The organism is Microcoleus sp. S13_C5, assembly GCF_036700845.1.
Classification (GTDB): Bacteria; Cyanobacteriota; Cyanobacteriia; order Cyanobacteriales; family Microcoleaceae; genus Microcoleus.
Genome location: NZ_JAUBPR010000020.1, coordinates 52,851 through 74,086, shown reverse-complemented (window position 1 = coordinate 74,086; position 21,236 = coordinate 52,851). Strand labels below are relative to the sequence as shown.

Sequence of the window (21,236 nt, the reverse complement as noted above, 5' to 3'; positions counted from 1 at the left end):
TTTTCACGATTTTTATAAGTTGTAATCGGTTAGAGGAGTCGGAATTATGATAAGGGTTCTTCATTTAATCACAAGTTTGAATAGAGGGGGAATTGAAACTTGGTTAATCTCTATGCTGCGAGAAATCCCTAGAGGTAAATACCAGATGGATGTCTGTTGCAAAGGAACGGATATAGGCCCACTTGCTAGCCTTGCAGAGCAAGCGGGTGCTAAAGTGATTTCTTGTCCGTTAGGTCCGGCTCATGTTGGTTTCGCTGCGAAATTGCAACGTACTCTGAAAGAGGGGAAATACGATATACTTCATAACCATTTAGAGGCTTATAGCGGTTTTCCTGTATGGGTGGCTCATCAAGTGCAAATTCCAGTGATTACTTCATTTCACAACACTCACTTTGGGGCCCAAACCTCGTTTACGCGGCTTCCTATCATCCGACAAATGCGCTCAGTTTACTCGGTTATTAGTATTGGTTATGCACTCCGTAATTCGGAGCTGGTAACGGGTTGTTCTCAGGGTGTAATTAACAGTCTCGATCCTGATGGTAAAAAACTGCAAACACGCTCTAGGATTTTGTACTACGGTGTCAATATACCTGAATTAGCAACCGATGAAGAGTCTGCCCAGTTGCGTAAAAGTTTTGGCTGGGAGGCGGATACGCCCATCATCCTGCACGTAGGACGTTTGATCGAACAGAAAAATCACCTGGGATTGTTGTCAGTTTTTCAGCGAATTTTAGAACAAGTCCCCACTGCAAAATTGCTTTTAGTAGGAACAGGTCCTCTGCAACAAATGATTGAAAAGTCTATAAGTCAACGCGGTCTTTCTCATGCCGTTCGTTTGCTGGGCGCGCGAGATGACGTACCATCGTTAATGAGCAAGTGCGATATCTTTTTATTCCCCTCAATTCATGAAGGGTTCCCGATGGTGGCACTAGAAGCAAATGCTAGCGGTCTTCCGGTTATAGGATCGAGGATTCCCGGACTGACAGAAGCAGTGCGAGATGGTGAAACAGGGTTCTTGAAAGAAGTAGGAGATATCGAAGGTATGGCTGCATCTGCGATCGCGCTCATCAAGGATTTTTCCTACGCTCAGCAGATGAAAAATTCAGGACGTACTTGGATCGAGGACAACTACTCAACAGAGGTAAGTGCCAAAAGATTACTAGATATTTACAACTCTTTCACCTAAATTAATTTTGAGGAACCGAAAATGAAAGTATTAGTTACAGCTAGCGCCCGCTTTGCTATTACCAGCGATGGAAACTTGTGGACTCCCAATGCCTCACTGCGCTATTACTTGTGGGCCCGGTATTTAGAGGTATTTGATGAGGTGCATCTAATGACGCGGGCTAAATTTCACTCTGAACCGCCAGCGGGATGGAATTTGGTTTCTGGACCGGGAATTAAGGCGGTGCCAGTTCCCTATTTCATAGGTCCTTGGGAGTTTATCAAAAATTACGCGAATATCAGAAAAGCTGTAAACGGGGTAGCCCTTGATGCTGAAGCGATACTGTTACGCATACCCTGTACTATTGGCACAGAAGTCTTGCATTCATTACCATCGGGAAGACCCTATGGTGTTGAAGTTGTTGGTGATCCTTACGACAGCTTTGCACTAGGCTCTGTCAGACACCCCTTGCGCCCCCTCTTCCGCTGGTGGTTCCCCCGCGTACTTAAGCAGGAGTGTGCTGGGGCGGTGGCGGCGGCTTATGTCACAAAAAAAGCTCTCCAGCGACGGTATCCTTGCCCCAACTTTTCGGTGGGCATATCAGACGTACAGCTTCCCGATGAGGCAGTGGTTTCTAAACCTCGTCCGCGACGTGAGGCGGGCACTTGTACCCTGATTTTTGTAGGCTCTTTGGCTCAACTATATAAAGCACCCGACGTGCTGATTGAAGCTATTGCTGTCTGCGTGCAAGAGGGATTGGACATCAAGTTGATTGTAGTAGGGGACGGACAGTATCGGGCAGAACTGGAAGCGCGATGTGCAACATTGGGTTTGGGGCAGCGAGTTAGTTTCCAAGGCTTGTTACCCACCAGCGAAGCTGTATGCCAGCAGTTAGATTTGGCAGATCTTTTTGTCCTGCCATCCCACCAAGAAGGCTTGCCCAAAGCGATGGTGGAAGCAATGGCACGGGCATTGCCTTGTATTGGCTCTACAGTAGGAGGCATCCCGGAACTGTTACCCCCGGAAGATATGGTTTTCCCCGGCAATGTAACAGCTTTGGCAACTAAAATTCGCGAGGTAGTGACTGACCCGGAGCGCATGACTCGGATGTCGGCTCGCAATTTGGAAAAAGCCAAAGAATACACAGATGAAGTGCTCCGCGAACAGCGGAATGAATTTTACCGCTACGTGCGAGAGATGACTGAAACTTGGTTGAAGCAAAAAAACTAGGGTAAACTCGATTTTTGTCAGGTGTAATGAGGTGTAGTTTTTATGGCTATCGCAACAACAAATTTTACTTTGTGCAAATATAATAATATCCGAGAACGTGGGCAATTTGGAGCTTTTTTTAAGGTCTGGCGCTGCCGGGAATGTACCTTTACTTGGGTAGACCGCAGGGATTTAGCTAGACCTGAAAAGGAGCTTTACCGCTGTTTCTATTTAACTCCCACCTGGATTTCTACCTCCTACATGGGAACTTCTGTCGTACCTTATGCACCTAATTTGACGGTGAAGATGCTGGGATTGGCTGGATCGCTTTTGGGAAAAGGATCGATCCTGAGCGCTGAAGCTAAACCCATTACTTCAACTGAGAGTAGCAAGCATGAATAGTCTTCTAATTGTCACTACTATTCCAGCAACTATCCGCGCTTTTTTACTGCCTTTTGCCGATCGCTTCCGCGCTGCGGGTTGGCGAGTGGATGCAATGGCTTGCGGAATTTCAGACAATGCTGAATGTTTGCAAGCCTTCGATCGCGTCTGGGATGTAGAATGGTCGCGCAATCCTCTAGATCCCAGAAATTTTTTAGTTGCTCCGCGAGTGATTCGAGAGGTTGTAAAAACAGAACAATATGACATAATTCATGTACATACGCCGGTCGCTGCTTTTGTTGCTAGATACGCCCTCAAAGATTTGAAAAAGCAGCGTAAATTTCAGGTAATATATACGGCTCACGGCTTTCATTTCCATCCTCTAGGTAAACCGTTAAAGAATGCTGTTTTTCTGAATTTGGAAAAGCTCGCTGGACCTTGGACTGATTATTTAGTTACGATTAATCGCGAGGATGAATCAGCAGCAAAACGCTACGAAATTCTTCCCCCTGAAAAAGTCCGCTATATGCCGGGAATTGGAGTGGATCTCGATCGCTACAGTCCCGATGCTGTTTCTGAAGCTGATGTCGAGCAAGTGCGTCACGAAATGGGGCTAAACGGGGAAAATCAACTGTTTCTATCCGCGATGGAATTCATTCCCCGCAAGCACCCGCAGGATGTCTTAAAGGCATTTGCTAAACTGGCTCGATCTAATGTTCATTTGGCTTTTGCTGGAGACGGCCCGATGCTGGCCCAAATGCACCAATTGGCATCGGATTTGGATGTGAAAAATCAGGTACATTTTCTCGGAAACCGCCGAGACATTCCGACTTTAATGCGAGCTTCTGTGGCGACGCTGCTGGCTTCGGAACAGGAGGGATTGCCTAGAAGTATTATGGAATCTTTGTCGCTGGAAATTCCGGCGATCGCTACTAAGATTCGCGGGACTCAAGAATTGTTAGAATCCGGCTGTGGCCTTCTCTTTGAGGTGGGGGATATAGACGGATTTGCTAAGGCAATGGCTTGGATGTTGGATCGTCCTGAAGAGGTGCGAGAAATGGGCAAACGGGGACGCGAGCGCATGGCTGCTTGCGATTTGCAGCAAATCATAAAAATGCACGAAGAACTGTATGCCGAAGCTGTACCAATCTGACAGGAATATAATGCGAATTTTAATTACTTATAGATGGTGTCGCACAGCTTACATCGTCGCAGAAAGCCTCTGCCGCGCTGGATTTGAAAAAGAAGCAGGATTTGGCACCAGCGTACTGCGCGAACCGTGCGAACTTCCGCTGCTGCACGACTATACTCAAAAGATGGCAAAAGCACTGAACTGGAAAGGGATTGGACATTTTGACTTTATTGTCGATTCTCAGCTTTCTGGTGCCTATCTTATTGAGATGAATCCCGGCTTTTGGAGAGCACTGAATCTGGCTGTGCAGAATGGGTTTAATTTTCCCAGAGGGCTGGTAACTATGTTAACGAAAGGTGACCCAGATTCGGATTGTTTTAAACATTTGTTACAATCAGTTGCCAGTTTGTCGATAGGTGAGATTATAGCAGGTGTAGCTGAATTCCGCACAGGAAAAGGTCTGGCTCCCCTGGGTTCGGCGGGACGGATACTGTTTGGCGATCGCCCGCGCACATACGATGACTTTCGCTGGCACGACCCTTTGCCTTTGCTGATGGAATTAACACACTATGGGAACTCTTTCCTAGCATTGGGGGGAAATCTGAATCCTGTTGCAGCAGAAATGATGCAATAAATTATTAGGTTGTGGATACTTATGTTATTTCAAATGCAAGATTTTCAGGGAGGATTGCACTATGTACTGGGAAATCTGCAAACGTTTTTTTGACTTAACAGTTGCGCTCTTAGGTTGAATAATTCTATCAGTACCAATGGCACTGATAGCTATATCGATTTGGATCACATCGGGTAGTCCTATCTTTTTTATCCAACAAAGAGAGTGAAGTTCATGGAAATTCCCAAAATTTTCAATAGTCAATGAACAGGATGGTGCTCATGAATTCAGAAGTTGCGTCTACCAAGAGTTTCAGCAGTAATAAATACAGCAGACAGGTCAAGGCAGTATTAGATAGATTAGTGGCTGCGATCGCCCTTTTAATTCTCTCTCCCGCGATATTAATTATCGCGATCGCCATTTACATCCGCATGGGCGGGCCAATCTTTTTCTGCCAGCCCCGTCCCGGTAAAAACGGTCGCGTTTTCAATTTCTACAAGTTTCGCACTATGACAAGCGATTGCGACGCTGATGGCAATTTGCTGCCCGACGAACAGCGTCTCATACCCCTCGGTCAATTTCTTCGCAAAACAAGTCTGGATGAACTCCCTCAACTATTGAACGTTCTCAAAGGCGACATGAGCTTTGTTGGGCCTCGCCCCTTATTAGTACGATATCTAGAACGCTACAGTCCAGAACAAGCACGCCGCCACGATGTTATGCCCGGAATCACCGGTTGGGCCCAGGTAAATGGTCGCCGACTTCTAGATGGAAATTGGCCCGAGAAATTCAGGCTCGATGTTTGGTATGTCGATAATTGGAGTCTGTCATTAGATTTAAAAATACTTTTCCTAACAGTCGGGAAAGTCTTGGGACAAAAAGAAATTAGTCAAGCAGGCCAGGCTACGGGTGAAGAGTTTAAAGGTAATGAATGAGGCATTAAAATCAATGATAGCAAGATGGGAAGTAGGCTCAGAATTTGATTGGTCGGATGATGCCTTGACACCATCATCATCGGAAAATTTATTCCCCGAAAAATACGAACTCTTTTCAACAGCTACGGGCATTCTATTGGCTATTGAGCGTTTTTTGAAAGGCGATGGCGAACGTCGATTAAGGCTGCATTTACCGACATATTACTGCATGGAACTTGCAGCCAAAATCAGTAAAGTTTTCGAGCTGTGTTGGTATCGCGATTTACCCACCGAACCAATCCCAGATTTTAACTCCCTTGGCCCCTTACCGGGTGATTTAGTATTGGCAGTTAATTTGTTTGGCGTGAAAGAAGGAAAATCTTGGCAAAATTGGCTGACTCAAAATCAAGATATTATCTTAATTGAAGACCACAGCCACGATCCTTTCTCACTTTGGGCGCAGCAAACTACCGCTCATTACGCAATGGCATCGCTGCGTAAAACACTGCCGATTCCAGACGGAGCGATGATTTGGTCTGGGCAAAAAATGGAACTGCCTCGACCTTCTAAACCGGAATCATCGGCAGCCGCCCAAAAACTCACCGCTATGCTGCTAAAGCGAGCGTATTTGATGGGTGCGGATATTTCCAAAGATAGCTATCGAATCCTGCAAATGGAAGGAGAGGAGCATCTAATCAATGATGGCGATCGGTCTATTTCCACCCTCACAAATAACATACTCTTAAGTTTAAAAATTTCCAAAATGAGGCAACAGCGGGCAACCAACGTTAAAGATTTTTTAGATATGCTATTAAAAAATCAACAGGAAAGTTACCAACCTCTATTTACAAATTGGTCTTCCGGTTCGGTTCCCTTTAATAGCATCTTACTCTGTAAAAATCATCAAATTAGGGAAGAACTGCGCCGATTTTTGATAAGTAAAAACATTTTCGCTCCTGTTCATTGGCCTCAACCGCCAGAGAAATTATCTGGTAACGATCCGAAGGCCTTCGATTTATCAAATCGCCTGCTGACTGTTCCCACAGATCATCGTTACTCCTACAACGATATTGAGCAAGTAGCAGCAAAATTTGCTGAATTTTCCCAACTGCAACCAAGCGCTAGTTATTAGTCAGGAGTAAATCAAAAATGGCGATTTTTACCCAACATCTGACCGCAGAACAGATAGCTCTTTTACCCACAGAAGAAGATGTTGCTTTTTACGAAGAACACGGCTGGTACATATCAAAAAAAGTCATCCCCGATGAAATGATTGAAGAGGGAATCCTTGGCTGCGAAAAGTTCTACCGGGGAGAACGAGATGCGGTACTTCCCCTCAGTGGCGGATACTGCAACTGGAAGCCGGAAGATGGGGACGTTACGCGCAATAACGAATTCATTTCCTTGCAAAGCAAGCTGCTGCGAAAATTTGCCCTTCAGCCAATTATTGGCGCGATCGCCGCACGACTCGCCAGAACCAAACAAATTCGCATTCTAGACGACCAAATCATCTGTAAACCACCCAAAAGCACCAAAACCACCATCGGCTGGCACGTCGATCGCGCTTACTGGTCTACCTGTACCTCCGACAACTTACTTACTGCTTGGATACCTTTCCAAGACTGCGATGAGTCTCTGGGGCCGATCGCCGTTTTCGATGGTAGCAACAAGTGGCCTGGACTCGGAAATATGCGCTCCTTCAACAACCCAAACCTTGAAGAAATTGAAGATAAATTTCACCGAGAAGGACGAAAAGTCCTGAAATTGCCAATGATTTTAAAGAAAGGTCAAATCAGCTTTCATCACTGTTGGACAATTCACGGCAGCTACCCCAACACCAGCAATGTCTTCCGCTTGGCAATGGCAATCCACCTACAGGACGAAGCCAACCAATATAGGCCTTTTTGGAACCAAAAAGGAGAAGAAGTTCACATTCCTAACGAACTTTTGTGCCGTAAATTGCCCAACGGCAATCCTGATTTCAGCGATCCGGCAATATTTCCCATTGTGTGGTCGGAGTAAGACAAATGAACGTTCAAATTATTGATTTATTAAACCCCTTGTGGCAGGAAACATTGCAAAAAGTGCGCCACGATACCTATCACTTGCCTGAATATTTCCGGATCGAAGCAAAAAGAACTAAGACAACTCCTGAAGCTTTTTTGATGGTTGATGGCGCAAAGATTTTTTTCCTGCCTTATTTGCTGCGTCAATGCGATGATATACTTCCCACAAAATCAACCGCACAGGGAATTTTTGATGCGGTTTCCCCCTACGGGTATCCCGGAATTTTATTAAGTGAGGCAGCAGCTAGCACGCCTGGGTTTCCAGATTCGGCGATCGAAGAGTTGAAGCGGGTGTTCAGGAGCAAGAATATATGTTCCGCTTTTTTTCGGCTTCATCCCATCCTCAACGACAACATAAATCAAATATTTAAACCCGGTACAGTCACTGACAATGGCATCACAGTATCCGTTGATTTAAAACTTTCTGCTGCTCAAATTAAATCGCGTACTAGAAAAGGTCATAAAAGTACCATTAATAAGTGCAAGCGATTGGGGTTGACGACAAGAATAGTCCCTTATTTAGAATATATCAATGAATTTCTGGCCATTTATGAAGAGACTATGGGCCGCGTTGAAGCCAGTCAATCTTATTATTTTGGACGCAGTTATTTTGAAGATTTATCAAAATTAGGCGATGGCCTTCATTTATGCCTTGTAGAAAAAGAAGATCAAATTGCCAGTGCTTGCTTGTTTCTGGAATGCGGTGGGATAGTTCAGGCTCACCTCGGTGGAAGCAAAACCGAGTTTTTGAGCGAGTCTCCTTTTAGTTTAGTATTTGATTACGGCAGATACTGGTCTCAAGAACGAGGCAATGAGTTTTTTCACATGGGAGGTGGCGTAGGAGGATCGAATCAAGATAGTCTCTATATATTCAAGTCGGGGTTTTCTGAACAAAGGCATCTTTTTTTTACAATGCGTCTGATTACAGATGAAGAAACATATTATCATCTCGTTGAATTGCGGGCAAGCGCTTTGGAGACGGATTCTGCAACACTGCTCAATTCAGGGTTTTTCCCTGCCTATCGTGCTTTACCATAACAGCAAGCTCGTAGTAAATAAGCCTGGTTAGAAGTCATGCTCAAACAAATTCGGGTATTGCGTACTTAGGGTGCTAATTTTTATCAAAAAATGCCCAAAATCCTTGGGGTAAGAGTTTTGAGCAATCAACGATATTGAATTTAGATAAAAATTTATAGCTCGTAACCTTGACAGCTTCTTTTTAGGCGTTTATAATAACACTATGTTGCCTATTTTTGTGAAAAAATTAACTTCAAGACAACGAGTGCCAAGTGCGAGATGAGGTGAGCGTCGAGCTATCAAATGATGCTTGATAGACTCAGGAAAATTGTTTTAACAAAGTCTAAAACACTGAAATACGAGGAAATATTCATGCTTGTCTTTATTATGCCGGTCAAGAGTAAAGAAATTACTAATTCATGGGAAATCCTCTCTAAATTAGTTGAACGATGCGTTAAGTCTGCTTGTAACCAAACATCACCTAATTTCCGAGTTGTTGTGGTTTGTAACGAGAGACCGAATATTCAGTTTCAACATCCTCATCTTTACTATGTTGAGGTTGATTTTCCAGTACCTATTTACAAGGAAACCGAACAAGAACGGCTGAAGGGTTATGAATATGCTTTCCATAGCAAAGAAATTGCCATGAAAAATGCAGACAAATCCCGAAAGATTTTAACGGGAATAGACTTTAGTCAACAATTTCAGCCTTCACATATTATGGTGGTAGATTGTGATGATTGTGTCAGTAAACACCTCGCTGAGTATGTCGATAAACATCAGGATGGTGATGGTTGGGCGTTCAGAAAAGGATACATCTATCGAGAAAAAAGTAAAATTCTTTACATGAACACTAAAACTTTTAATCAGACCTGTGGCAGCTCGGTGATTATTAAGTATGCTTTGCATAAGCTGGTTTTTGAAAATCCTGATTGGTATGATTGTACCTTTAATGTGTTACCGGGTGCCAATATCCAACCTTTACCCTTTGTGGGAGCTGTTTACACCATTGAAAATGGTGAAAATATTTTAGCCAACAAACAAATAACGTCACAGATTCTCAAGACAAATTTGATGCAAGGTATTGGCTCTCTCATTAAAAAGATTTTTAAGTATAGATTGGTATTTTTGAGTAAGCCGATCGCTGATGAATTTGGTTTGTATCCTTGTGGTGGAAGCAATTAGCAACTAAATGAAGATTCAAGTAATTGGTTTATCAGACTCTTTGTGGTTAGAGACTCTGCAAAAACTTCGCCACGATATTTATCATTTACCTGAATATCTATATTTAGAGTCTATTAGGAACAACGCCCGAGCAGAAGCTATTTTGATAGCGGAAGATGACAAAATATTTTTTCTGCCTTATTTGTTGCGTCAGTGTAATGACATATTTGACCAAAGCTTAACCATAAAACAAGTTTTTGATGCTGTCTCCCCTTATGGTTATCCGGGAATTCTGTTGAGTGAGAAGGCAGCTAGTACGAAAGAGTTTTTAGATTTGGCAATCAATCAGTTAATCTCTGCATTGCTTGCCAAGAAGGTGTGTTCGGCATTCTTTCGGCTGCATCCCATACTTAACAGCGGCTTCCAAAAATTTCTCTCTCCTGATAATTGCCACGTAAATGGAGAAACTGTATCTGTTAATTTGAAACTCTCCGAAGCGGAAATATGGATTCAAACTAGACGAGAGTACCGCACCAGTATTAATAAGTTAAAGCGCTCTGGGATGACAGCAAAAATGGTTCCATTTCAGGAGTATATCAGCGAGTTTATTTCAATTTACCATGAAACAATGGATCGGGTAGGGGCTGGGCGATCGTACTATTTTGATGAGGAATACTTTTCGCATTTATATAGATTAGGTGAAAAAGTCCACTTGTGTAGGGTAGAATTAGAGGGGCAAGTCACTTGTTGTGGAATATTTACCGAGTGTTGTGGAATAATTCAATATCACTTGGGAGGAACCAGCAAGGAGTTTTTTAAACAAGCACCCAGCAAGTTGATGTTCGATTATATTCGCTTCTGGGCTAAAGAAAGAGGCAACGCATTTTTGCATCTAGGTGGTGGTGTGGGAGGTGCCAAAGATAGTCTATATCATTTTAAAGTGGGTTTTTCTAACCAGAGGCACACCTTTCTGACGCTGCGCTTAATTATAGATGAAGAAAAATATCGCCATCTGGTTAAATTGCGGGCTAAGTCTTTAAATAAGGAGGCTGAAAAACTCCTAAATACAGATTTCTTTCCTGCCTACCGTTCTTCCTAATTTAGGGTTATTGCTGTCGATTTTCAATTAGTCCTCTATCAATTCGATCTAAATGAGCGAAGAACAAACGCGAGATGTTTCTGAAGCAGTGGTGCCTGTAATGACAGAAGCAGAATTAGCCAACTGGCAGCGTTCCCAAGGAACGAAGGTTATTTGCCACCGCGATCGCTACTGGCGAGAAACTGCTTTTGGCTTTTACGAGCCATTGCATTGGATGGCTCGCTTAAGTGCTCAACAAGCAACGTCTCCAACTGTATTGTCCTGGGGATTCCGAACTGCACTGTGCGAGGATGATAGCGTAGTAGCAAACGGGTCAATACCTATACACTTATTGACCAATGTTGCCGACTACGATTTGCAGAGTTTAGGATCGAATCGCAGAAATCATTTGCGAAGATGCTACAAGCGGTCTAGGATTGTACAGTTAACTGGTTTAGCACTGTTGCAAGAGCAGGGATATGAAGTTATTTTCTCCTCAAACCAGCGAACAGCTTATGCAAAATTGCCCTCAAAAGAGGACTATCTAGCAAGTCTCTCTGCTGATTCTAATGTCGCGTATCAGTTGTTTCTAGCAGGTCTACTTGACGGTAAGCTAGGCGGCTATATTAGTGGATACGCCGTCAGCGGGACTGCGTACATTCAGGATGTTAAGATTGCGACCGAGGCATTTTCAAGCTATATTGGCATTGGACTGGCTTTTGAATTTGTACAGGCTTGTCGCCGTTCTGGCAGTATCCATGAAGTTGTCTACGGTCTGCATTCGCGAGAAGACTCAGCACTGTGTGTGTTTAAGGAGGGCATGGGCTTCCCAGCCAAACATATTCCTACCAAGATAGAGATGAATGAAATGATAGGGCAATTCATCCGATCGCGATACCCGCATAAATATTATCGCTTAACCGGACGCGAATAACACTGTGCCTGCGGTTGTTTTTTTAACTAAAAAAGAGGTAAAAGTTTTATGCCAGTAGTCAAGTCTAAGGAATTTTACAGCACTGAAGGATTTGATGAATGGTCAGAGAGAACTGGTCTATATCCGGACGAAAACTATGTCATCCAAAAGTATTTATATCCTGGATTAAAAACGCTGGAAGCTGGAACAGGGGGTGGAAGAATCTTAGGAGAAATGAAAAATTTGGGTTTTACCTCTCTTTATGGCTATGATTTCGTGCCGGCATTTATCGAAAGAGCTAAACAAAGAGACACGAGTGGCAGTATTTGTTTTGAAGTCCAAGATGCAACCTGCTTAAACTACGAAGACTCTAGTTTCGATCAGATACTCTATTTGCAGCAACTTATTTCCTCAATAGATGATGAGACCGGCAGGGTCAAGGCTGTGAAGGAGGCTTACCGCATTCTCAGAGTTGGAGGTACAGCTATATTTTCGTTCATCAGTTTTGAGACGAGAACGGGAGGAGTTATGTACCAGTTATATCTGATGTATTTGTATCTCATCAGGAAGTTGATTGGATCGAGTCGCTCTGTGCAATATACTCCATTAAAAACAGGTGGCGGCGCTATATTTTTGGACAGTAGTCCCTACTTGTATAGGTACAAGCTTCAGGAGGCTTACCAGGATTTAACAGAAGTAGGCTTTAAGGTGGCTGCTATTGCTTCTCGGGAGCAGATTATCCAAGGAATAATGTGCGATTCCCTCGCAGCAATGAGCGAGCAACCCATTAAAGGGGCCATCTATTTTGTCTGCAAAAAATGATGACCAAACAAATTATGGTATCAACAAAGCTTCATAAAACGTGGTTTTAATTAAAAATTCTGTTTTTGACAGTATTGAAAGTCGTGAAAAGAGACGGAATTAACCAAGAAGGCTATATTACATCCCCAGCAGAATTCACAGGTGTGCTTGACGACGATCGCAAACCTAGCAGTGGGATCGGGTAGCAGTTCGTTTATTAAAACTGAATAAAGATTTTTGATAGTTCTTTAAAAAGGACTTAAGCTATGGGCCAGGGGATTCAACCCCTGGTTTATTTTATTGCCTAATCTGAAAGAAACTGAAGATAAGATGAAAAAACAAATTCTCCTTTCAACACCTCACATGGGTTCACTGGAACAGGAGTTCGTCAAAGAAGCCTTTGATACCAACTGGATCGCCCCTGTTGGCCCCCATGTAGACGCTTTCGAGCAAGAATTCTGCGAAGTAGTTGGCGCTAAACACGCAGCGGCTGTTAGTTCCGGTACCGCAGCTTTGCATTTGGCTTTACAATTGATTGGTGTGGGTTCGGGAGATGAGGTTTTTTGCTCCACTCTGACTTTTATTGCAACTGCTAGCCCGATTACTTATCTTGGCGCAAAACCTGTTTTTATTGATAGCGATCGCACTTCTTGGAATCTCAACCCCGATTTGTTCCGAGAAGCACTTGACAAACGAGCAAAAATTGGTAAATTACCCAAAGCTGTTGTGATCGTACACCTCTACGGTCAAAGTTGCGATATCGACCCAATTCTAGAAGCTTGCAATGCGTATGAAATTCCGCTAATAGAAGATGCGGCCGAATCTCTAGGGGCTAGCTATAAAAGCCGATCGCCTGGAAGCTTTGGTAAAATCGGCATTTTCTCATTCAACGGCAATAAAATTATCACCACTTCCGGCGGCGGAATGTTAGTTTCCGATGACCAAAAAATTGTAGAAAAAGCTCGTTTTTTGGCGACACAAGCCCGCGATCCCGCTCCTCATTACCAACATTCAGAAATTGGCTACAATTATCGTCTCAGCAATGTTTTGGCGGGAATTGGTCGCGGTCAACTACGGGTTTTGGAAGAGCGAGTTGAAGCGAGACGACGGAATTTTGACTTTTACAAACAAGCTTTAGGAAACTTGCCGGGAATTGAATTTATGCCGGAAGCTGCTTTTGGAAAATCTACTCGCTGGCTGACTTGTTTAACAATCGATCCTGCCGCTTTCGGTGCAGATAGAGAACAAGTTCGTTTAGCACTGGCTCAAGAGAAAATAGAAGCTCGTCCGGTTTGGAAACCTTTACATTTACAGCCAGTATTTGCTGATTGCGAATGTATTGAAGGTGCGGTGGCCCAAGAGTTATTTGAGTACGGACTTTGCTTGCCTTCTGGCTCTAATTTAACTGATGAAGATTTAGAGCGGGTGACAAGTGCGATCGCCCAAATTCACAAAGAACATCGATAATATAGCCGAAGGAAGTTCGGCAACGGATTTTGTAACGGATGTAACGGAGGCAGGAAGAAGAAAGATGCGATCGCTATTAGATACCCGACTTCTTCAAGAAGTTGGGCATTTGGGTATTCTGTCTTTTGATTAATTTTCTTGCCATTCTTGCAGGGCGATCGCAATTCCTTGTTTCAATCTTGGTTCGAGACTCTCTTGTTTGACTAAGTTTTCTAATTTCTGCCTCGCCTCGGCAGCACCTAGCTGTTTGAGCGCTGCTATGCAGTGTAGCCTGACGCTGCTATCTGCGTCGCCCAACATTGAAATCAGAGCATCTAGCCCTCTCATATCTCCTAATTTTCCTAAACCTAAAGCTAAAGATTTTTTGCTAACTGCCTCCTGCACGGCCGGATGACCGGTTTCCAGCAAATCAATCATAATTTTAGCAGCAGCAGCTTTTAATTCCGGCTTTTCTACTCGCCCTAAAACAGTGACTATCTCTTGATAAACAGTAGAACTTATGTTAGTAAATTGCGCCATTAATGTCTGATGCAAATATGCTAAAGCGGTTGCAGTTTCCATCCAGCTTAGGGCGCGCACTGTTTCGATTTGCAATTCAACCTGATTTGTGGGCGATCGCAGCAATTCAAATAAAGCAGCCGCTGCTGCATCAGTTTTCACTCGCCCGATCGCGCTCGCCGCTTGCTGACAAACTTCTAATCGAATGTCCGAAAGCAAAGGTTTGAGCAAGTTAACTAAATCTAGTTCTGCATCTAAATAGGCGCGCGCGCCAAGAGCTCGCACGGCTTCTTTTCTGACTGCTGTCGCCGGATCTTTGAGCGCTGCTACCAGTACCGGCGGGATTCGGGAGTCGTGAAAGCTGCTCAGGGCCTCGATTGCGGCTGCCCGAACCGCAACTTGGGAGTCTCCGACTACGCTCAACAGCGGTGCGATGGTTTCGGTGCGCCGAATTTGGGCGAGTGCTGTTGTTGCAAACTGTCGCGAGTCTTTTTGCTGCAAGAGATTTGCTAGGGATTCTATGGCTGTTTGACCCAAATTCCCTAGGGTTTCGGCAGCGATTTGGCTCAATTCTTCGTCGGAATTTTTGACTAATTTTACTAAAGCTTGAATCACTTCTGGACGATCGAACTTTCCGAGAATGCGGGCGGCGAACCACCGGGGTTCCGTGTCTGCGTCTTCGTCTTCGAGCACGGCAATTAAAGGTGCGATCGCGCCATTTCCCAGATTGGGGAATACTTTAGCAATTTCCCAGCGGTCTTGAAAATCGCCCCATTCTAAGGCTTCTATTGCTAAACTGACAGCTTGCTCTAAAATGTCTTGTTCCTGCGGCTTGCCGGCCTTGGCTGTCACTTGCTGCAAGCATTCGACTAGCCCCGACCAGTTTTGGCGATCGGCAGCGACTTGCGCTTCTTCTAAAAAATTAGACATAATTTTAGTTTTACTTCTTTAAGGAGCTAGGTAGAGGGCAGCTAGCGGAGAACGCAAGATACTTTTTAGCAATCTTTTGTTAAAATTATCCATTTTTTGACATTTTTGTCAATCCAGCATAATTGGTAAAATCGAAATCAAGCATTCATTTGATCCAGTTAAGCCATCAAGGTATACTTTTGGTAATTAAAAACACTCAATATTGCCCATTAAAAATCAACAAATGAAGAAAGCTCTACTTTTAGTAAACCAGCACTCCCGAAAAGGGCAAAAGCTATTATCTCAAGCCACTGTAGAATTAGAAGCGCTGGGTTTTGAGTTAATTGTAGAATCTACGGATCACGGCCACGAACTTCCCCACACAATTCGCCGCTACCAAAATCGAGTTGAATTAGTAATAATCGGCGGTGGCGACGGCACTCTCAACGCTGCCATAGAAGGTTTGATAGACACCAAGTTACCCTTGGGTATTTTGCCGATGGGAACGGCTAACGACCTAGCCCGCACTATGGGAATTCCTACAGATTTATCAGCAGCTTGTCAAGTAATTGCCAGCGGTAAAGTTCGGCTAATAGACTTAGGTTGGGTTAACGGCCAACATTTTTTTAATGTTGCGAGTTTGGGACTAAGCGTGGAAATTACCCAGCGGCTGACTAAAGACGTAAAGCAGCGCTGGGGAGTTTTAGCTTATGCTTTTACTGCTTTGCAGACAATTTTGTCAGCGCGACCCTTCAGAGCAGAAATTAAGATAAACAACCAATCTTTTAATGTAAAAACTATTCAAATTGCCATTGGCAACGGCCGCTATTACGGTGGCGGTATGACAGTTGCCGAGGATGCCACAATCGACGACAGGCGACTGGATTTGTATAGTTTGGAAACAAAAGACTGGTGGGAAATCATTGCTTTGCTGCCGGCTATGAGGCAAGGGAATCATACAAGTTGGCCTAACGTTCGCGCGTTGTACGCTCAAGAATTTGAGGTTAATACTAGCAAACGCCGTCCGATTAATACCGACGGTGAAATAACCACTTACACACCTGCCAAATTCCGAGTGATTCCGCAAGCTTTAGCAGTTATAGCTCCTTTATGACTCACAACTAATATAATTATGTTGTGGAACCAGCCAGAAAGCCTGTTCATATATTAGCCACGGGCAAGATGCCCGTGCCACAATTAATTAATAAATGAATAAATTATATTGTGTTGTGGAACCGGCCAGAAAGCCTGTTCATATATTAGCCACGGGCAAGATGCCCGTGCCACAACTAACCCTCTTCTGTCACTCTGGGAAAATAAAAGTGAGAGCCAAATTTTAACTGTAGATAGAGCGGGGATTTGAGCGTTTATTTTCTAACAGAATGGCGGACATCAAGATTTTTGATAAAAGTTTTATGCTTTAAGCATCCCGGATTATTTTCTGCCGAAAGTGACAGAAGAGGGCTAATCACTTAATAATCGCCTCCAGCGCCATATTGCCACGCTTCAACTAATCGGTGAAAATAGTATTGCTGGTCTGGCGCTAATTTTTTCACCTGCGGTTCTACGGCTTTACCCAAAGGCTGCAATCCGGTATAAATTCCTAAATTCACATAATGAACCATCCAATCGAGCAAATTAGCTATTCCAACCTGCGGGATGATTTTCATAACTAATCCGGGATGGCTAATTGCTGTTTTAAACAGGGTTTGGGACAAAGCCGGAAACAGCACGATATCTTGAAGAAACGGTTTCAGTACCGGTTCTCCCAACTCTTCCATTACCTGAAATACGGCAGCCAAAAGTTGATTGATTTGATTGGGGTCTATTTTTTGATTAATCGCAGCACTCATCGAACGCTGAAACAACCAGGTAACTGATAGACTCGGCTGGTAGGGTTGCAAAAGTGCGAGGGCCTTTTTGCTGAGACTGTCGCTTGTCAAAGCTTCGTCAATTCCTAGAGTCAAGCGTTTGAGGTGGCGCACCATTGCGCCGAAACCGCCGAAGCTGAGGGGAGATTGGCTACCGCTGCTGTCTCCGACTGGGAGTATGCGATCCCAAGGCGTTTTTAGAGGACTTTGACGATAGCAGGGGAAGAATCCGTAAAGTGCTCTTTGGAATTTTAACTGTTCGAGTTCGACGTTTTGATATTGGGGAAGCAAGCGCAAATACTCTTCAAATAATGTTTCTAAACTGAATCTTTCTGTGTCGGCGTCTATGTAGGTAAATAAGTAGGTGGTGCGGCCGTCTCTGGCTGGAAATGCTTCCCAAAAATATTGGCACTGATTTTGCATTGGGGTGAAGGATGCAAATATGTCGCCAGTGTCGTTTTTGGGGTATCCTTGAGCGCAACTGCCGACTACTAAACATACGGCGTCGGGTTTTTTGCCTTGTCTTGCTTGGCGGACAATGGGCGAAAAATGTCCCATGGCGTCTAATAATAATCGGGTTTTAAATAAATTTGTAGCAGGTTGTGTATCGGTATTTGCCGATTCTACCAAGACTCCATTTGGGTGAATTGTTGCTGTTTTAAATGGTGTATTTTCAAATAGCTTTCCTCCAGCTTGGATGAATCGCTGCTTGAGGGTTTCTAGGAGGTAAACTGGGTCTATGCCGATGTTGAGTACGTCGCGCACCCAAATGTCTGGGGTGTTGGCAAAGCTGATGCGGGCTGGGTTGTATTCGGTAGCTATGGCCTTTTCTATCTCTTGAGCAGATAGCAGATTTAGTTCTAAGAATGCGTCTAATTCTTTGCGAGAAATGTTCCATTCTTGCTCGCGTCCGCGCAGGGTGCCGCGTTCAAGCAGGGCTACTCGCCAACCCCGCACGGCTAAGGCTGTACCGATTAATATTCCTAGGGTTCCGCCGCCGATAACTATGTCGAAGTCGAGGGTTTCGAGGGGTTGTTGGCTGTGTTTGACTGCTTGGGGTGTTGGTGCGGTGTTTTGTTTGAGGTTTTCCCAGAGTCGATCGACTTTTCTCAGGCCTCCGAGGGCGTCTCCTGGCAGTTGGGAGAGGATTTGTTCGGTGAGGGGCATCGGGTTTTAGGATTGAAGAGTGGTGGATTTTTTATAATTTAGCTTAGATTAAAATTTCCGACAGTTTTATGGCTGACGCATTAGGGTTATAAACCAGGTTTCTACAAATTTTGCGACTAGGAACCAGAAGTATACGAAGAAACCGGGTTTTTGATGTCGCGATTGCGTAAGGCAACTAAGTTTTTATCATCATACAGAGAAACCCGGTTTCTGAAAAAAAACCGGGTTTCTACCTCTCGTTGGTAAGTCTGGGGAATTATCTTCAATCAGCCGTGCTTAACTCTTCAACTCGCAGCCGATCGCACAAAATTCGCTCGCACACTATACCACCCGTATCCGCACTCCTGCAAACTTCTAACTGAGCTTCCGGCAGCGCTTCAAACAAAAAACGTTCCCCCGGAAACACTGTCCGCTCAAAATACCAATTAGGAATATTTGTAATTCGAGCGATTTGCACTTTGCTAGTATTATTAAGGTACCAACACAAAATGCGCGTATGACCTTCGGAAATTACCTGATTTAGTGTCAAATTCATCTTTTTAACTGGTTTGTGCAATTGTGCGAGCGATCTGCGACGGCCCTAGACTTACTATAGCATAGTACCAGTTAAAACACATATTTTTATACATTTTTTTTACATTTTTTGGGTTAATTAATAAATTTCGCCGGGGAAACATCAGCGCCTTCCACGTATTCCCAAGAAGGTGCAAAAGCCGGCATTGCTAAAGTGCAAGATTTCCATCCTCCCTTAACAGGTGCGTTCAACAATTGACAGTGACCAACTGAACCTCTTGCCTGTTGGTAGTGACCGCAAAAATTACACTTGGAAGCCGGATTGCAACCGCGCTCGGTAATTACAAGGCAGGGCTGCTTTTGGGTTTGGTTGCGATCGATAGTTAAAGTGTTCATTAAATTACTTTTTAAATGTTCAGTTTTAAGTATGACGGCTGGAGTGCAGTCGTGGCCTCTATCTCAAGGCTTAGTTCGCCTTTAAGTTTTGTTTAGGGATCAATAGAAAATATATTAATTTTGAGATGATCAAGCTAGGGAGCAATTTAATTTTCTGCCATCCCATTGGCGGCCCCGGCTTTAGCAAAGCTCGCGCTTGCCTGGGGGTATACTTCCTCAGACAGAGCTAATTATTTTCGCCTAACTTGCTGAACAAATCGGCTAAAATTGTATTAGAAAATAAAAAACCTTCGGGATCGCTTAACCTCAAATTTCCCGACAGTGGCAGTTTCGCGCCCTCCCCTAAAGTTGCGTGAAGCGGAGCTATCCCGTAGGGAATCGCCCTATCCTCCGTCATAATTTCCACCCATCCTTGTCGCCAGTAGGGCTGCAAACAATGCCAAATTTTATCAACCGTTTGCTGAGTAAACTTTTGAGTCAGCGCCGACAGGCTAACTCCTTCTGCTAAACGCAAACCTAGCATCAGCGTTTCTAACAAAATGTCATTTTCTGAAACTTGAAAATTTTGCTCAATTGCTGGGTAAATATCAGGCTGGGTTTCCCCCCCAATTTGAGGAGTAGCTGGGGAATTGAGGCCAGACATCGATCGCACCCACTGATAATATTCTTGAGTTTTGCGAGGTCTAGTCAACCTCCGGCCTTCCACGTAACTCGCCGCCCCCATTCCCAAGCCGTAATAAGGGCGGTTTTCCCAATAAACGCGGTTGTGGCGGCACTGATAGCCAGATCGAGCGTAATTAGAAATTTCGTAATGTTCGTATCCAGCGCCGGTCAGAATTTCCTGCGCTAAACGGTACATTTGAGCAGCGGTTTCATCTGCTGGTAGCGGCTGCGCGCCTGCTTCAAAGTATCGCCCGAAAGCAGTTCCCTGCTCAACAATTAAGTCGTAACTCGACAGGTGAGTCGGGGAAATTTCCACCGCCGATTTCAGGGAAGCTTCCCAGTTTTCTAAAGTTTGGTGCGGCAGTCCCGAAATTAGGTCTAAACTGAAATTGACAATACCAGCCGAGCGCACTATTTCTACTGCTTCAAAAATATCAGCGACAGAGTGCGATCGCCCGCAAGCTTGCAGCAATTCATCCTGAAAAGCTTGCACTCCCAAACTCACTCGATTTACTCCCGCCGCTGCATATCCCCGCAACTGTTCTAAAGTAAACGTACCCGGGTCTATTTCGATAGAAATTTCCGCCTCAGCAGCAATCCCAAATTTGCTGTCGAGAGTCTCTAAAATATTGCTCAACTGACTCACAGAAAGCAGCGAAGGCGTGCCACCACCAAAAAAAACTGTTTTCAGAGATGCGCCTAAATTTTTAGTTGCTTGAATTTCTTGACACAGTACGGCAACGTATTGGACTATTGTGCCGGAATTATCACCATTTTTGCGATCGCCCACCACAAAAACCGGAAAATCGCAGTAGTAACAGCGGCGGCGACAAAAAGGTATGTGCAGGTAAGCCGAACTGGGAATGCCGGAATTTGTCCCTTGCACACTTTTTTTTAATTCAAATGTTAAATAATCTGTGGTAGGGTTCATTACATTTCAAGCCGAAAGCGCCACTTCAAATCTAAAGTTTTAATTAAACAATCATGAATAATTATGTATATTATGACATTTTCTTACCAAAAAAGCGCTGCGAACGCTCGGCTCTTTTAATTTAACGTCGTACAGATTGTGAGCTGCCAAAATTCCCGAACAGCCCACACGGCGGTCTATTCGCACTTCGTGCTTGCTTTCTGCGGGGTATGGTAAATTCCGAGCGACTCCCTGGCACATCCCCCAAAGGGTACAACCGCGAAATATAAGTTTATGAAAATCCCTGAGTAAATATAGCGATATCCGACCACAGCATGAAAACAAGTATCAGCACTGCAAAGATATAATGTGAATAAATTCATTAACCT

20 protein-coding genes are annotated in these 21,236 nt (G+C 44.1%); 15 read left to right on the top strand and 5 right to left on the bottom strand.

Translation table 11 applies throughout. From position 1 onward, the window contains the following. Positions 1-46: 46 nt before the first annotated feature. The 14 genes from QUA04_RS08425 to QUA04_RS08360 all read left to right on the top strand — a co-directional run bounded on the left by QUA04_RS08425 (position 47) and on the right by QUA04_RS08360 (position 13,920). Positions 47-1,186, top strand: coding sequence for a glycosyltransferase family 4 protein (locus QUA04_RS08425; protein ID WP_333255637.1), 1,140 nt, complete (start codon positions 47-49; stop codon positions 1,184-1,186). A 21-nt stretch (positions 1,187-1,207) separates the two neighbouring features. Then, on the top strand, positions 1,208-2,395 hold the full coding sequence (locus QUA04_RS08420; RefSeq protein ID WP_333255635.1) for a glycosyltransferase family 4 protein: 1,188 nt from the start codon (positions 1,208-1,210) through the stop codon (positions 2,393-2,395). A gap of 42 nt (positions 2,396-2,437) precedes the next feature. Then, a complete protein-coding gene (locus QUA04_RS08415; RefSeq protein ID WP_333255633.1) occupies positions 2,438-2,776 on the top strand; it encodes a hypothetical protein in 339 nt (112 codons plus the stop codon). Further along, positions 2,769-3,908: a glycosyltransferase family 4 protein gene (locus QUA04_RS08410; protein ID WP_333255631.1), complete on the top strand. Its 1,140-nt coding sequence runs from the start codon at positions 2,769-2,771 to the stop codon at positions 3,906-3,908. The genes QUA04_RS08415 and QUA04_RS08410 overlap by 8 nt, the downstream gene beginning before the upstream one ends. A gap of 10 nt (positions 3,909-3,918) precedes the next feature. Next, complete coding sequence (locus QUA04_RS08405) at positions 3,919-4,521, top strand: hypothetical protein (protein ID WP_333255629.1); 603 nt, start codon at positions 3,919-3,921, stop codon at positions 4,519-4,521. A 260-nt stretch (positions 4,522-4,781) separates the two neighbouring features. Then, positions 4,782-5,435 (top strand): sugar transferase, encoded by a 654-nt coding sequence (locus QUA04_RS08400; protein ID WP_333255627.1) that lies wholly within the window; start codon positions 4,782-4,784, stop codon positions 5,433-5,435. A 13-nt stretch (positions 5,436-5,448) separates the two neighbouring features. Next, positions 5,449-6,546 carry a DegT/DnrJ/EryC1/StrS aminotransferase family protein gene (locus QUA04_RS08395; RefSeq protein WP_333255625.1) on the top strand — a complete coding sequence of 366 codons (1,098 nt, stop codon included), beginning with the start codon at positions 5,449-5,451 and terminating at the stop codon, positions 6,544-6,546. Positions 6,547-6,563: 17 nt separating this feature from the next. After that, positions 6,564-7,436 carry a phytanoyl-CoA dioxygenase family protein gene (locus tag QUA04_RS08390; protein ID WP_333255623.1) on the top strand — a complete coding sequence of 291 codons (873 nt, stop codon included), beginning with the start codon at positions 6,564-6,566 and terminating at the stop codon, positions 7,434-7,436. A gap of 5 nt (positions 7,437-7,441) precedes the next feature. Then, complete coding sequence (locus QUA04_RS08385; RefSeq protein ID WP_333255620.1) at positions 7,442-8,518, top strand: GNAT family N-acetyltransferase; 1,077 nt, start codon at positions 7,442-7,444, stop codon at positions 8,516-8,518. Positions 8,519-8,869: 351 nt separating this feature from the next. Further along, positions 8,870-9,682, top strand: a complete 813-nt coding sequence (locus QUA04_RS08380) for a glycosyltransferase family A protein (RefSeq protein ID WP_333255618.1) — start codon at positions 8,870-8,872, stop codon at positions 9,680-9,682. A gap of 7 nt (positions 9,683-9,689) precedes the next feature. Beyond that, entirely contained in the window at positions 9,690-10,760 is a 1,071-nt protein-coding gene (locus QUA04_RS08375; RefSeq protein ID WP_333255617.1) for a GNAT family N-acetyltransferase, read from the top strand. A gap of 52 nt (positions 10,761-10,812) precedes the next feature. Continuing rightward, the gene (locus QUA04_RS08370; protein WP_333255615.1) at positions 10,813-11,673 is read left to right on the top strand and encodes a hypothetical protein; all 861 of its coding nucleotides are present in this window, start codon (positions 10,813-10,815) and stop codon (positions 11,671-11,673) included. 48 nt (positions 11,674-11,721) lie between these two features. After that, positions 11,722-12,474 carry a class I SAM-dependent methyltransferase gene (locus tag QUA04_RS08365; RefSeq protein ID WP_333255613.1) on the top strand — a complete coding sequence of 251 codons (753 nt, stop codon included), beginning with the start codon at positions 11,722-11,724 and terminating at the stop codon, positions 12,472-12,474. A 309-nt stretch (positions 12,475-12,783) separates the two neighbouring features. Beyond that, complete coding sequence (locus QUA04_RS08360; RefSeq protein ID WP_333255611.1) at positions 12,784-13,920, top strand: DegT/DnrJ/EryC1/StrS family aminotransferase; 1,137 nt, start codon at positions 12,784-12,786, stop codon at positions 13,918-13,920. 129 nt (positions 13,921-14,049) lie between these two features. Here QUA04_RS08360 and QUA04_RS08355 read toward each other — a convergent pair whose 3' ends face one another. Next, positions 14,050-15,348, bottom strand: coding sequence for a HEAT repeat domain-containing protein (locus QUA04_RS08355; protein WP_333255609.1), 1,299 nt, complete (start codon positions 15,346-15,348; stop codon positions 14,050-14,052). Positions 15,349-15,571: 223 nt separating this feature from the next. Between QUA04_RS08355 and QUA04_RS08350 the strand changes: the two genes are divergently transcribed. After that, positions 15,572-16,441 (top strand): lipid kinase, encoded by an 870-nt coding sequence (locus QUA04_RS08350; RefSeq protein WP_333255607.1) that lies wholly within the window; start codon positions 15,572-15,574, stop codon positions 16,439-16,441. 358 nt (positions 16,442-16,799) lie between these two features. Here QUA04_RS08350 and QUA04_RS08345 read toward each other — a convergent pair whose 3' ends face one another. The 4 genes from QUA04_RS08345 to hemW all read right to left on the bottom strand — a co-directional run bounded on the left by QUA04_RS08345 (position 16,800) and on the right by hemW (position 20,868). After that, positions 16,800-18,365: an FAD-dependent oxidoreductase gene (locus QUA04_RS08345; RefSeq protein WP_333255605.1), complete on the bottom strand. Its 1,566-nt coding sequence runs from the start codon at positions 18,363-18,365 to the stop codon at positions 16,800-16,802. Positions 18,366-18,627: 262 nt separating this feature from the next. Continuing rightward, positions 18,628-18,900: a DUF1830 domain-containing protein gene (locus tag QUA04_RS08340; RefSeq protein WP_333057596.1), complete on the bottom strand. Its 273-nt coding sequence runs from the start codon at positions 18,898-18,900 to the stop codon at positions 18,628-18,630. 113 nt (positions 18,901-19,013) lie between these two features. Next, positions 19,014-19,274: a hypothetical protein gene (locus QUA04_RS08335; protein WP_333255603.1), complete on the bottom strand. Its 261-nt coding sequence runs from the start codon at positions 19,272-19,274 to the stop codon at positions 19,014-19,016. Positions 19,275-19,500: 226 nt separating this feature from the next. Beyond that, positions 19,501-20,868 (bottom strand): radical SAM family heme chaperone HemW, encoded by a 1,368-nt coding sequence (hemW, locus tag QUA04_RS08330; protein ID WP_333255601.1) that lies wholly within the window; start codon positions 20,866-20,868, stop codon positions 19,501-19,503. Positions 20,869-21,236: the final 368 nt, after the last annotated feature.

Excerpts from the sequence above, each read along its gene's own strand:
- QUA04_RS08375 (WP_333255617.1), top strand. The coding sequence starts at position 9,690 with ATGAAGATTCAAGTAATTGGTTTATCAGACTCTTTGTGGTTAGAGACT.
- QUA04_RS08360 (WP_333255611.1), top strand. The coding sequence starts at position 12,784 with ATGAAAAAACAAATTCTCCTTTCAACACCTCACATGGGTTCACTGGAA.
- QUA04_RS08355 (WP_333255609.1), bottom strand. The coding sequence starts at position 15,348 with ATGTCTAATTTTTTAGAAGAAGCGCAAGTCGCTGCCGATCGCCAAAAC.
- QUA04_RS08365 (WP_333255613.1), top strand. The coding sequence starts at position 11,722 with ATGCCAGTAGTCAAGTCTAAGGAATTTTACAGCACTGAAGGATTTGAT.
- QUA04_RS08350 (WP_333255607.1), top strand. The coding sequence starts at position 15,572 with ATGAAGAAAGCTCTACTTTTAGTAAACCAGCACTCCCGAAAAGGGCAA.
- QUA04_RS08385 (WP_333255620.1), top strand. The coding sequence starts at position 7,442 with ATGAACGTTCAAATTATTGATTTATTAAACCCCTTGTGGCAGGAAACA.
- QUA04_RS08410 (WP_333255631.1), top strand. The coding sequence starts at position 2,769 with ATGAATAGTCTTCTAATTGTCACTACTATTCCAGCAACTATCCGCGCT.
- QUA04_RS08345 (WP_333255605.1), bottom strand. The coding sequence starts at position 18,365 with ATGCCCCTCACCGAACAAATCCTCTCCCAACTGCCAGGAGACGCCCTC.
- QUA04_RS08340 (WP_333057596.1), bottom strand. The coding sequence starts at position 18,900 with ATGAATTTGACACTAAATCAGGTAATTTCCGAAGGTCATACGCGCATT.
- QUA04_RS08405 (WP_333255629.1), top strand. The coding sequence starts at position 3,919 with ATGCGAATTTTAATTACTTATAGATGGTGTCGCACAGCTTACATCGTC.
- QUA04_RS08415 (WP_333255633.1), top strand. The coding sequence starts at position 2,438 with ATGGCTATCGCAACAACAAATTTTACTTTGTGCAAATATAATAATATC.
- QUA04_RS08425 (WP_333255637.1), top strand. The coding sequence starts at position 47 with ATGATAAGGGTTCTTCATTTAATCACAAGTTTGAATAGAGGGGGAATT.
- QUA04_RS08370 (WP_333255615.1), top strand. The coding sequence starts at position 10,813 with ATGAGCGAAGAACAAACGCGAGATGTTTCTGAAGCAGTGGTGCCTGTA.
- QUA04_RS08390 (WP_333255623.1), top strand. The coding sequence starts at position 6,564 with ATGGCGATTTTTACCCAACATCTGACCGCAGAACAGATAGCTCTTTTA.
- QUA04_RS08380 (WP_333255618.1), top strand. The coding sequence starts at position 8,870 with ATGCTTGTCTTTATTATGCCGGTCAAGAGTAAAGAAATTACTAATTCA.
- QUA04_RS08335 (WP_333255603.1), bottom strand. The coding sequence starts at position 19,274 with ATGAACACTTTAACTATCGATCGCAACCAAACCCAAAAGCAGCCCTGC.
- QUA04_RS08420 (WP_333255635.1), top strand. The coding sequence starts at position 1,208 with ATGAAAGTATTAGTTACAGCTAGCGCCCGCTTTGCTATTACCAGCGAT.
- QUA04_RS08400 (WP_333255627.1), top strand. The coding sequence starts at position 4,782 with ATGAATTCAGAAGTTGCGTCTACCAAGAGTTTCAGCAGTAATAAATAC.
- hemW (WP_333255601.1), bottom strand. The coding sequence starts at position 20,868 with ATGAACCCTACCACAGATTATTTAACATTTGAATTAAAAAAAAGTGTG.
- QUA04_RS08395 (WP_333255625.1), top strand. The coding sequence starts at position 5,449 with ATGATAGCAAGATGGGAAGTAGGCTCAGAATTTGATTGGTCGGATGAT.